10 protein-coding genes and 4 pseudogenes are annotated in these 11,887 nt (G+C 36.8%); 12 read left to right on the top strand and 2 right to left on the bottom strand.

Annotated elements, in window-relative coordinates; all coding sequences use genetic code 11:
* Positions 1 to 416, top strand: a 416-nt coding sequence (locus PCY06_RS10615) for an LPXTG cell wall anchor domain-containing protein (protein ID WP_301390594.1), incomplete at its 5' end; no start/stop codon positions are given.
* Positions 417 to 586: 170 nt separating this feature from the next.
* Here the strand turns inward: PCY06_RS10615 and PCY06_RS10610 are convergent.
* A pseudogene (locus PCY06_RS10610) lies at positions 587 to 712 on the bottom strand (IS110 family transposase); the annotation flags it as partial.
* A 142-nt stretch (positions 713 to 854) separates the two neighbouring features.
* Between PCY06_RS10610 and tnpA the strand changes: the two are divergent.
* Positions 855 to 1,280, top strand: a pseudogene (gene tnpA, locus PCY06_RS10605) (IS200/IS605 family transposase).
* A gap of 126 nt (positions 1,281 to 1,406) precedes the next feature.
* Here the strand turns inward: tnpA and PCY06_RS10600 are convergent.
* A pseudogene (locus tag PCY06_RS10600) lies at positions 1,407 to 2,082 on the bottom strand (transposase); the annotation flags it as partial.
* Positions 2,083 to 2,300: 218 nt separating this feature from the next.
* Here PCY06_RS10600 and PCY06_RS10595 point away from each other — a divergent pair.
* The 10 genes and pseudogenes from PCY06_RS10595 to PCY06_RS10550 form a co-directional block, all read left to right on the top strand.
* A pseudogene (locus PCY06_RS10595) lies at positions 2,301 to 2,522 on the top strand (HNH/ENDO VII family nuclease); the annotation flags it as partial.
* Positions 2,522 to 2,926: an SMI1/KNR4 family protein gene (locus PCY06_RS10590; RefSeq protein WP_061583769.1), complete on the top strand. Its 405-nt coding sequence runs from the start codon at positions 2,522 to 2,524 to the stop codon at positions 2,924 to 2,926. The pseudogene PCY06_RS10595 and the gene PCY06_RS10590, both read left to right, overlap by 1 nt.
* A 149-nt stretch (positions 2,927 to 3,075) precedes the next feature.
* Positions 3,076 to 3,537 carry a hypothetical protein gene (locus PCY06_RS10585; protein ID WP_060553563.1) on the top strand — a complete coding sequence of 154 codons (462 nt, stop codon included), beginning with the start codon at positions 3,076 to 3,078 and terminating at the stop codon, positions 3,535 to 3,537.
* A gap of 263 nt (positions 3,538 to 3,800) precedes the next feature.
* Positions 3,801 to 5,537, top strand: coding sequence for an ABC transporter ATP-binding protein (locus tag PCY06_RS10580; RefSeq protein ID WP_048780045.1), 1,737 nt, complete (start codon positions 3,801 to 3,803; stop codon positions 5,535 to 5,537).
* Between the two features lie 9 nt (positions 5,538 to 5,546).
* Entirely contained in the window at positions 5,547 to 7,325 is a 1,779-nt protein-coding gene (locus PCY06_RS10575) for an ABC transporter ATP-binding protein (RefSeq protein ID WP_082307632.1), read from the top strand.
* 54 nt (positions 7,326 to 7,379) lie between these two features.
* The gene (locus PCY06_RS10570; RefSeq protein ID WP_008808625.1) at positions 7,380 to 7,934 is read left to right on the top strand and encodes a GNAT family N-acetyltransferase; all 555 of its coding nucleotides are present in this window, start codon (positions 7,380 to 7,382) and stop codon (positions 7,932 to 7,934) included.
* 149 nt (positions 7,935 to 8,083) lie between these two features.
* Positions 8,084 to 9,409, top strand: coding sequence for a branched-chain amino acid transport system II carrier protein (gene brnQ / locus PCY06_RS10565; protein ID WP_105165141.1), 1,326 nt, complete (start codon positions 8,084 to 8,086; stop codon positions 9,407 to 9,409).
* 164 nt (positions 9,410 to 9,573) lie between these two features.
* Entirely contained in the window at positions 9,574 to 10,242 is a 669-nt protein-coding gene (locus tag PCY06_RS10560) for a hypothetical protein (RefSeq protein WP_082307634.1), read from the top strand.
* Between the two features lie 45 nt (positions 10,243 to 10,287).
* Positions 10,288 to 10,983 (top strand): hypothetical protein, encoded by a 696-nt coding sequence (locus PCY06_RS10555; RefSeq protein WP_082307635.1) that lies wholly within the window; start codon positions 10,288 to 10,290, stop codon positions 10,981 to 10,983.
* A gap of 123 nt (positions 10,984 to 11,106) precedes the next feature.
* Positions 11,107 to 11,887 (top strand): fibronectin-binding SSURE repeat-containing protein (locus tag PCY06_RS10550; RefSeq protein ID WP_301390593.1); only part of this gene is annotated, 781 nt, incomplete at its 3' end.

The raw sequence follows: 11,887 nt of genomic DNA, 5'->3' as shown, positions 1-11,887 counted from the left end.
CCGAAGACGGCGAACAACCTAAGAAAGATATCCCAGGTTACCGCTTCGTAGAGACTAAGAAACTTCCAAACGGCGACACAGAACACGTTTATGAGAAGGTTAAGACTAGTCATAAGGATAAGGAAGGCAATGACATTCCAGGTTATCCAACCGAAGACGGCGAACAACCTAAGAAAGATATCCCAGGCTACCGCTTCGTAGAGACTAAGAAACTTCCAAACGGCGACACAGAACATGTCTACGAAAAAGTTGTTACTGCCCCTCAACAAAAACCGACTGAGCAATCTCCAACTACTAAAGCAACCAAAGAATTACCTAATACTGGTACGGAAGATCATGCAGCTTTGGCAACTCTAGGAGTACTTGGTTTGATGAGCGGATTTGGACTTGTGTCTCGCAAGAAAAAAGAAGACTAATTTTTTTCTATGGATACATAAATAAGAGAAATATTTAGATTCTTTTCTACTATTTGTCAAGGGTAATGCGGATTTCCAGTTCAAAATATATTCTCATTGAGTATTAAGGTAATATTTTAAGGATAAGTTCGAGCTGTTACAATGATAGGGCATAGTTGACTTTAATGATTTTAAGTTGAAGTATAGTTGTAAAGTTTGTTATGCATTACAAGGTAATACATTATCCTGATGAGTTGATGTATTAAGACAATCGCATGTGGCTTAGTTAAAGTCGTCTGCGATTGTCTTCTTTGTTGTCTCTTGAAAACCACTAGCTATGCTAGTGGTTCCGGATAGCTTTTAGCGTGGTAAGAAAAGAACCTCCTAAACTGATAAGATAGAAGTGGTTTCCCCGCCACTACTAAACATCACAAAGGAGATATCTCATGAGAGAGGCTAATGAAAGTTTATAATATACCAAAGTATCGTCGTCAAATCATTTACGGCAGATATAAAGCTAGTATCGGAAAAATCATACGTGACTTATGTGAGTGAAAAGGTGTGACCATCCATTAAGCCAATGCTTGTTTCGATCATATTCATATGCTTGTCAGTATCCCGCCCAAACTCAGTGTTTCGGATTTCATGGGATATTTAAAGGGAAATAGCAGCTTGATGATTTTTGATAAGCATGCGAATTTAAAATACAAATATGAGAATCGAAAGTTTTGGTGCAGAGGCTATTATGTAGATACGGTAGGCCGTAATCAGAAAGTGATAGCTGAATATATTCAAAATCAATTACAAGAAGACAGAGTAGTAGACCAGCTTACTTTATTCGAGGCAGTAGATCCGTTTACTGGCGAAATGAATAGGAGAAAGTAAGTCAAGGTGCTTAAGTACCTGCTCGGGAAAGTGGTGCGCGAGGAAGCTATTTCGGCGGGCTTTTACCCCTGACCGGTAGAAGCGGCTTACAGCCGCAGAACAAACCACCAGTTTACACTGGTGGTTTTGATTCTCATAGAAGTCTGCAATGTGATATGGATTGGTGTGACTAGCTGAAGCGATGTTATGAATATATTTATATAGGATTTTTCTAGTGTAAGGATTACTACGCTTGGTAATATGTTCCTGTGCCAGATAATCACCAGATTAAAAGAGTTCGAGATCAATATTAATAAAGATATTGTTTGGTTGGGAAGACCGTCAAGAGATTCCAATATTGCTATCCTGTAGGTATAGAGAGCAAGTTCTCGAGTTCTGGGAAGGAAACTTGAAGAACCTTGTGTAACCTATTTTCTTAGGCCTGACGATATCTTCTGTCAGATTCTGATAGAATCGGCTGGGGTCACTATAAGTTGTTTTACGATTTAAGACAAATTTGTGAGGAAGCTAATTTGTCTACATCAATTTTATCTATTTTCCGTGCTCCCAGACTATTCAACTGTTTTTAGCTTCCAGAAGGTTAAGACGTATATAAGCGTATCCATTATTATCTAGAAATGCTTGAGGACGGTGAGAATAGACACCCGTAGCTTGGAATATAATATCTGTTGTGTTGCTCTGTTTTCAGGTCTTTCAGTAGGTGATTAAATCCAATCGTACCATTGGGCATAGAGTAGTAACCATGTATATTTTGTCCGTTGATAAGAATAGCTACTTCAGAGTTTGCTTTACTCACATCAATTCCTAAAACCTATCCATATCATGTTTACTTCTTTGTCTTGAATGGATTCCTTATTTTAGTGATTTCATTTCCAATATGATGTCCGGCATATCCCACATACTTTGATAAAATTTGAACTAAAACAGGTCTCTTGCCAATTTGTAAAACGACATCTAGCGCCATAGAGCCCTACGACTTTACAAGATACCTTAGATGAATTAGGAAAAACGAATAAGGAGCGGATGCTTGATGGTAAGCCTCCCCTAGCAGACGGTAAACCAGTCGAATTACATCATATCGGTCAAAGACAGGACTCTCCATTGGCAGAGTTAACTTTCAATGAACACAAGAGTAACTATAGTAATCTACATGAAGTTCCACCTCAATCATCTCAAATTGATAGAGGAGAATTTAGAAAAGAAAAAGCAGAATATTGGAGAATGAGAGGAGAAGAATTATAATGACAAATGTTACCAATGAATTGAAAAAAATCTCAGATCTAGTTTCTACAAAAGGCGCAAGTAATGAACAGATAGTGGAAGCACAAAATAAGTTATCACTAGAATTTCCAACTGACTTCATTGAGTATTTAAAAGAGTTTGGACTTGTCAATTTTTATGGAGTTGAATGGCAGGGCTTAAATGGGCCAGATTATTTAAATGTTGTAAAATCAACCCTTGAGGCTCGGGAAACCTATCCTGATTTTCCAGTGAATATGTTTATTCTTGAAGATTTAGGATTTGATGGATTTCTAATCTTAGTTGATACAAAAGGTTCTGTTTATGAATGGAAATATGGAACCTGTAAAAAAATCTATCCAAGTATGGTAGAATATCTTGAAGAATGTATTGAAAGAAAGGTTTAGTAAATGTAAAATTTACGTTGAAGAGTTTCTTTATATCAAGGTTAATTACTTATTTTTCAAACTCCCTAAAATCAATTTTCCTTTTCGGGCTATTGTTAGATAGTGAAATTTTTGTTATAATAGCAATATCAAATTTATAGGAGTATACAATGAAATCTATCAAACGTATTGTTTTAGCTACAATTTTTGCAATTGGTGCTATTATCCTTGTAGCATGTTCAGGCGCTGCTAAGAGCGACAACGGAACCTATGTTTATGAAGCTTCTAAGGATTTTATTAAGAACACACTTAAGGAGCAAGGCGCTTCAAGTGAAGAAGCAGAAAAATACGCTGATCAATTTTCTTTGAAAATGACAATTGAAATCAAAGATACCAAAGGTAAAGTAACTCTTGAAGCTAAAGCTTTGGGCAATAAGAAAAATCAAGATTATAAATTAAAAGTTGATCAAAAGAATAAAACTCTTGAATCAGAAAAGGGTGGCAACGACAAAGTTAAGTACAAAATTGAAGGCGATGTGTTGACATTGGATCTTTCTCAGTTGGAATCTGGTCAAGCTGACAAAGCTACTCTGGCAATCTTCAAAGATGCTAAGTTTAAACGAACTAAATAGTGAACGAAGTGAGATTTATAATCTCACTTTTTTCAATGATTTATGGCTTGCTAAATGAATGGCCACTAGGAGTTGGTTTATTAAAACTACAAACTTTCAAATCAAAAAGGCTCTTGTTTTCTTCAGATTCCTCTTGCAGAAAAGAGATAGCTTTTGGTATAATATTGATGAATTGAAGCAAAAGAATTCAATTTTTCAGTTGAGTATGAAAAAGTGCTGGAGAGTGCTTTTTTATTGTTTAAAAATGGTTTTTAGGAGGAGAGATGAAATATATTTGGTCTTATTTAAGAAGATATCCTAAATGGCTCTTATTGGATTTCCTAGGAGCGATTTTCTTTGTCGTTGTAAATTTAGGTCTTCCTACAGTTCTTGCTCGTATGATTGATGAGGGGATTAACCAAGGAGATACCAGTCGTCTGTATTTTTGGGCATTTATAATGTTATTAGTTATTGTAGCAGGCGTCTTTGGAAGAATTGTCCTGTCCTATGCGGCTGGTAAATTAACAACTAGTATGGTTCGTGATATGAGAAATGATCTTTACGCTAAGCTACAAGAGTATTCTCATCATGAATATGAACAGATTGGTGTGTCTTCGCTAGTGACACGGATTACAAGTGATGCTTTTGTTCTCATGCAATTTGCTGAGCAGAGCTTAAAAATGGGGGTTATTACACCCATGATGATGCTTTCAAGTGTTTTTATGATCTTTTTAACAAGTCCGTCCTTGGCTTGGATTGTCGCTATTTCCCTTCCTTTTTTGGCGGTAGTGGTTTGGTATGTGGCTGTTAAGACACGTCCTCTATCAGAGAAGCAGCAAAAAACTTTGGATAAAATTAACCAATATGCTCGGGAAAATTTAACAGGTTTACGGGTCATTCGTGCATTTGCAAGAGAAGAGTTTCAAGAGGAGCGCTTTGCTTCAGAAAATGAAATCTATGCTGACAATTCCAATAAATTGTTCAAACTGACAGGATTAACAGAACCTTTATTTGTTCAAATCATTATTGCCATGATTGTCGCTATTGTTTGGTTTGCTTTGCAGCCTTTAGGAAGTGGTGAATTAAGAATTGGTGACTTGGTTGCCTTTATTGAGTACAGTTTTCATGCTTTACTGTCTTTCTTATTTTTATCAAGTCTCTTTACCATGTATCCTAGAACAGCCGTCTCTAGTGAGCGTCTAAAGGAAGTTATGGATATGCCTATCTCCATTAATCCTAATGAAGATGGTATTACTGAAACTGAAAGCCATGGTTATCTAGAGTTTGACAATGTAACCTTTGCTTATCCAGGGGAGACGGAGAGCCCGGTCCTTCATAATATTTCTTTCAAGGCCAAACCTGGTGAAACTGTTGCCTTTATTGGTTCTACAGGATCAGGTAAGTCTTCCTTAGTACAATTGATACCACGTTTTTATGATGTTACTCTAGGGAAAATTTTGGTAGATGGAGTTGATGTTCGAGACTATCAACTTAAAGCCTTGCGTCAAAAGATTGGTTTCATTCCCCAAAAAGCTCTGCTATTTACAGGTACCATCGCAGAAAACTTGAGGTATGGTAAAGAAGATGCCAGTCATGAAGAACTAAATCAAGCTGCAGATGTGGCTCAAGCTAAAGAATTTATCGAAAGTCGTGAGGAGCGATTTGAAACACACCTGGCTGAAGGAGGAAGCAATCTTTCTGGAGGTCAAAAACAACGTCTGTCAATCGCTCGTGCTGTTGTAAAAGAGCCGGATATATATATATTTGATGATTCGTTTTCAGCTCTCGACTACAAGACGGATGCTATCTTACGTCGTCGTTTGAAAGAAGTAACCCAGAATGCAACGGTTTTAATCGTTGCCCAGCGGGTTGGCACGATTATGGATGCAGATCAAATTATCGTTTTGGATAAGGGTGAAATCGTTGGTCGGGGAAGACATGAAGAACTCATGGAATCCAATGCCATTTATCGAGAAATTGCCCAATCCCAGCTTAACAGTCAGTCATTAACAGAAGAATAGGAGGGAAACATGGAGAAAAAACATTCTTTTGCTCGTTTATGGAGCTATTTAAAAGTCTATAAAGTATCTGTCATTTTAGCTGTTTTCCTCAAGATTCTTAGTGTCGTTATGAGTGTTTTGGAGCCATTTGTGTTGGGGCTTGCAATTACAGAACTGACTAGCAATCTTTTGGATATGGCTAAGGGAGTTGAAGGAGCTCACATTAATGTCAGTTATGTTGGTTGGGTCATGGTCTTGTACTTTGTTCGAGCACTCTTCTATGAAATCGGTTCTTACTATTCCAACTATTTCATGACCAATGCAGTACAAAATACCATTCGGGATTTGAGAAATGAACTCAGCCATAAAATTAATCAGATTCCCGTATCTTATTTTGATAAGCACCAGTTTGGGGATTTACTGGGCAGATTTACTAGTGATGTAGAGACAGTATCAAACGCCTTGCAACAAAGTTTTTTGCAAGTAGTGAATGCTGTATTTACTATTTCCTTGGTTATGTTTATGGTTCTGTATCTAAACCTGTCACTTGCTCTGCTTGTGATTATCAGTATTCCTTTGACCTATTTTGCGGCAAACTTTATATTGAAGAAATCTCAACCTTACTTTAAAAAGCAGGCTGATATTTTGGGAGAAATGAATGGCTTTGTCCAAGAGAATCTGAGTGGTTTTAATGTTTTAAAACTTTACGGAAGAGAAGAGGCTTCCAGTCAAGACTTTGAAGCTATTACACAAAATCTTCAAGAAGTAGGTTTTAAGGCTAGTTTTATTTCAGGTTTGATGATGCCTGTTTTGAACGCGATTTCTGATTTGACTTATTTACTTGTAGCAGTTATTGGTGGATTGCAAGTTATTTCTGGTCAATTAACAATTGGGAATATGCAAGCTTTTGTTCAATATGTTTGGCAGGTTAGTCAGCCAATTCAAAACCTAACACAGCTAGCTGGCCAATTGCAAAGCGCCAAGTCTTCTTTAGACCGGGTTTTCCAAGTACTGGACGAGGCAGACGAAGTCAATGATGTGTCTGAAAGACTAGAACATGACTTAACTGGTCAGGTCAGCTTTCATGATGTAGACTTCCAGTATGTGGCAGATAAGCCACTCATTCGGAATTTCAATCTTGAAGTTAAACCAGGTGAGATGGTGGCCATTGTCGGTCCAACAGGAGCTGGTAAGACGACTCTGATCAATCTTCTTATGCGTTTCTATGATGTAACCAAGGGTGAGATTACTGTAGACGGACATGATATTCGAGACCTTTCCCGTCAGGACTACCGTAAACAGTTTGGTATGGTGTTGCAAGATGCTTGGCTTTACGAGGGAACGATCAAAGAAAATCTTCGTTTCGGGAATTTACAGGCCACTGATGAGGAAATTGTAGAAGCGGCCAAGGCAGCTAATGTGGATCACTTTATCCGAACCTTGCCGGGTGGCTATAACATGGAAATGAACCAGGAATCCAGCAATATTTCCCTGGGGCAGAAACAGTTGCTTACGATTGCACGAGCGCTTTTAGCAGATCCTAAGATTCTGATTTTGGATGAAGCGACCTCATCAGTCGATACACGTCTTGAACTCTTGATTCAGAAGGCTATGAAGACACTCATGCAAGGGCGGACCAGTTTTGTCATTGCTCACCGACTGTCAACCATTCAGGAGGCAGATAAGATTTTGGTGCTCAAGGATGGTCAGATTATCGAGCAAGGCAATCACGAGAGTCTTTTGGCAGATAAAGGATTTTATTATGACCTTTATCAAAGTCAATTTTCTAAGAAAGCAGAAGAAACTTGAAAACTTGCTAAAATGTTTGGTAACTGCTAGAATATTAAACGAAGTGAGGTAGCAATGTCTTTAACTAGTCAAATTATTACAGCAGAATTTCCTGATTTGGATAAGGTAGAAGCTCTTAATCGAGAAGCTTTTCCCGAAGAAGAGAGAGTTCCTATTAGTGAATTTCTCCGCTATACCAATGATGAGCAGTCCCATTTCTTTGCCTTTTACAATGAAGAAGAGTTTGTGGGCTTTGCTTTTGCAATCTACAATGAAAAATGCTTTTATGTTAGTTTTTTTGCGATTATGCCACATCTTCGCAGTCATGGTTATGGAGGAGAAATCATCCATAAACTAACAGAGTTTTACCAAAAAACCATGGTTTTAGAAGTAGAACGTTTAGATGAAGAGTGTGATAATCTAGAGCAACGTCAAGCACGTATGGATTTCTATAAAAGAAATGGATTCAAAACGAGTAATGCTTTTCTAGAATATGATGACCTAAGCTTTGAAATCTTATATTTAGGCGATCACTTTGATGAAGAAGCCTATCGGGATATTTTTCATATGCTCCAAGAGAAGAACTTTTTTGAATTTGAAATTAAGTATAGAAGATTTAGTGATGCGTAAATAAATAAGACCTCTGAACTATTTTTCAGAGGTCTTTGTTTGAATGTACTTTTCTTTTTTATGATTGATTTGTTCTTGATTTCACTTGTTTTGCAAAATATAATATTTTTGTTATAATGTGAAAATGTTATAAATAAAGAGGAGTTATTATGATAAAAAAAGGTGCCTTAACAGGCTTGCTCTTGTTTGGAATATTTTTTGGTGCAGGAAACCTGATTTTTCCACCATCTTTGGGTGTTCAGTCGGGTTCTAATTTTTGGCCAGCTATTGGTGGCTTCGTCTTGTCTGGGGTCGGGATTGCTGTATTAACCTTGGTTATTGGGACTCTCAATCCTAAGGGATACATTCATGAGATTTCTCAGAAAATTGCACCCTGGTTTGCTATCGTCTATCTGGTTGCTCTCTATTTGTCCATCGGCCCCTTCTTTGCGATTCCGCGGACTGCAACAGTAGCCTATGAAGTTGGGATATCTCCTTTACTTCCTAAAGATATGACTGGTCTTGGTTTGATTGTTTTCACGACAATTTATTTTGCTGCAGCATATCTGATTTCTTTAAATCCATCAAAGATTTTAGATCGGATTGGTCGCATTCTAACTCCAGTTTTTGCAATTTTAATTATTGTTTTAATTATACTGGGTGCCTTTAAATATGGCTCAGCAGCACCTCAGCAGGCTTCAGCTACCTATGCTGCATCAGCATTTGGACAAGGCTTCTTGGAAGGATATAATACTTTAGATGCCTTGGCTTCGGTTGCTTTTAGCGTGATTGCTGTAACTACACTGAATCAACTGGGTTTCAAAAATAAAAAAGAATACATTTCAACTATTTGGATTGTTGGACTAATTGTTGCCCTTGCCTTTAGTGCTATGTATATTGGCCTAGGATATCTAGGTAATCATTTTCCAGTTCCAGCTGAAGTGATTGCTAAGGGCAATGCTGGTGTTTATGTCCTATCTCAAGCCACTCAAGCAATTTTTGGTCCAACGGCTCAAATTTTCCTAGCAGCTATGGTAACAGTGACTTGCTTTACGACCACAGCTGGTTTGATCGTTTCAACAGGAGAGTTCTTTAACAATACTTTCCCGAAAGTATCTTATAAAACTTATGCAACCATCTTTACTTTGATTGGTTATGCCATTGCGAACCTTGGTTTGAATGCGATTATCCAATATTCAGAACCAGTTTTGAAAATTCTTTATCCAGTTACGATTGTGATCGTGATGATCGTTATTGTAAATAAATTCTTACCCTTGTCAAAAATTGGTATGCAAGTGACAGTTGCACTAGTGACTTTGATTGCTCTTGCAAGCATTTTGGGTCCTCTATTCAAAATCGAGGAAGTTATGGATAAAATAAATTCTTTGCCTTTTGCCCAAGCTTCTTTGCCTTGGTTACTTCCAGCACTTTTAGGAATTATTTTGTCACTCATTTTACCTGATAAACAAAAAAGTGATTCTTTTGAAATGATCTAGAGTATAATCCTCAAGTTTTTGTGGCTTGGGGATTTTATTTGTTTCAAGCTCTTGTTGAAGTATTTTGGTATAATATTGTTCTAGTGAATAGCTTTTTTTAGAACAGTTAAGATATATTTATGAAACAGCTTTTTATTTTCTTTAAGGAGGTGTGAATTGAAAGAATGAAAAATAAGAAAAGTTTGATTTTAATCCTTGCTTCTTTACCTTTTCTTTCTATTGCCTTTTATTTCTTTATGATTCCTAGGGATTCTCTTCAAAAAGGCCCCATGTATGATCTGTTAGAAAAGAAAGGTTTTGTCTACGTTGAAAGCCGATATCATAGTGTCAGAGGAATTAATTTTAAAAATAAAGAGGCTTTTGAAAATGACCAATACCTTATAAAAAATGGAAAATTATATGATGGCGTTGGGGAAAAAGATGCAAAAGATCGATTTGACCAGCTTCTTTTAGATGAGTTTTCATTTATCTTGTCTCACCCTAAATTGACGAGCGATCAAATATTTATAGAAAGTTATCAGATCACACTTTCGGCAGATGAAGTTATCAATAAGGATCTGCTGAAGGAAAGGCATATACCAAAACTTGAACGACTTTATTCAATTTATCAAGATAGTTTTAAAAAAGTGAGGATTAGCTTTAATAAAGAAAATTTACCTACGAAAGTTGAACTTTATTATGAGGGTGAAAATGGTCTAGCTTGGTATAGCTGGCGAACCTATTCCTATCCTTACAAGAATGAAGCTGATTTTAAAGAAGACTTGGATAGTGTTTACAAAATATACAAGTATCAACAGAAAATAGAAGCAGATAAAAAGAAAAGTAAAAAGTAGGATTTCTTATAATAAATAATTACCTTCATAACAAAAGGAGTGAGAATGTTTAAAAAATGGTCAAGTTATATTAGGACTTGCATAGCTCTATTTATCTTTATTGTCCTAGTCCTCGTAATGCAGAACTTGTTATTTTTTTACACTTCCAAAGCTTCTAGCATTCTTCTGCAAAAACGTTTTGTATTTGTACAGGAAGTGACAGATGTAGAAGAGGAGTTCTATTCGAAAGGAATTGCATTTGATTTAAAGAAAAGGGAATTCTTTGATACTAGTAATGGATGGGCCATTAAAGATGGGCAAGAGTATAGCAAGTATGGGCGAGAAGATGCGCAAGATTCTTATAATAAGGCTCTATACAGCGAAGTCACCTCAGCTCTCCTTACCCTTAAGGTGACGCCCAATCAAATTAAGAATGCAAATTATGAAATCATCATGTCCCCAGAGACTCTTGTGAATAAATCGCTCTACAAAGCTAAAAGATCTCCAGAATTTGAAGAATTGTTTATGGATAAAGAGCTTGGCTTTAGCAAAGTTCGGATATCTTTTAATAAAGATTTTCTTCCTACAAAAATTGATTATTTTTACAAAGGACAAAAAGGTTTCAAGTGGTACACCAAACGATTGTATTCCTATCCTTATGAAAATGACGCAGATTTTGAAAAGTATTTAAATAGTTATCTTGAATATCTTAAAGAATGGAATAAAGAATATGAAGCAGAAAGAGAAGAAGAGGAATCCTAAAATGAATAAAAAGTTCTTTATCAAGATATCAAATTCAAGTTTTCTCAAATCGATCTCCCTATTTTTAGGGAGATTTTTATTTTATACTAGAGTCATAAAAAAACAAACCTAAAGGAGAATCTTATGAAATTCAATACAAATCAAAAATATACCCGCTGGTCAATCCGTCGTTTAAGCGTGGGTGTGGCTTCCGTCGTTGTTGCCAGTGGTTTCTTTTTGCTAGTTGGTCAACCAAATACCGTACATGCAGATGATCTCACTTCAACTCCTACTAAAGTTCTTCAAGAAGATTCGTCATTATTAGAAAAGAATAAGTTGCCAGAGACAGCTTTAAAAGAAGAAATGGATTCTGCTCTACCTGCAAATCAGTCAGCTACTAAGGAAGAGGTTGATGAAACTATTTCTCTAGATAAGTCTAGCCTAGCTCCTAAGGAAGAAGTGGTAAAACCCAAAGAAGAACAGACTATAGCAGAAGTTAGCAATCAAAAAGAAGAAGCTAAACCGGAGGCAACTCTTGTTGAAGTTTCAAACCAAGATCGTGAAGCGACTACTTCTCAATCGGTAACGACTCCAGATGAAGTTAGAAAAGGAGTTGAAGAAAATACTAAGGACTCAGTAGATGTTCCGGCCAGCTATTTAGAAAAAGCGAACGTTCCCGGTCCATTCTTGGCTGGTGTCAATCAAGTCATTCCGTATGAAGCTTTCGGTGGAGATGGTATGTTGACGCGTCTCTTGCTCAAATCTTCTGATAAGGCACCTTGGTCAGATAATGGTTCAGCTAACAATCCAGCCCTCTTGCCACTTGAAGGCTTAGCGAAGGGTCAATACTTCTACGAAGTGGATTTGAACGGCAATACTACAGGTAAAGATGGACAAGCTCTTCTTGACCAACTTCGCACTAATG

Origin of the sequence: Streptococcus sp. SG1 (assembly GCF_030439935.1) — a bacterium.
Taxonomy (GTDB): Bacteria; Bacillota; Bacilli; order Lactobacillales; family Streptococcaceae; genus Streptococcus; species Streptococcus gordonii.
Note: the sequence above shows the minus strand (reverse complement) of the source record. Positions and strands in the feature narration are given on the sequence as shown.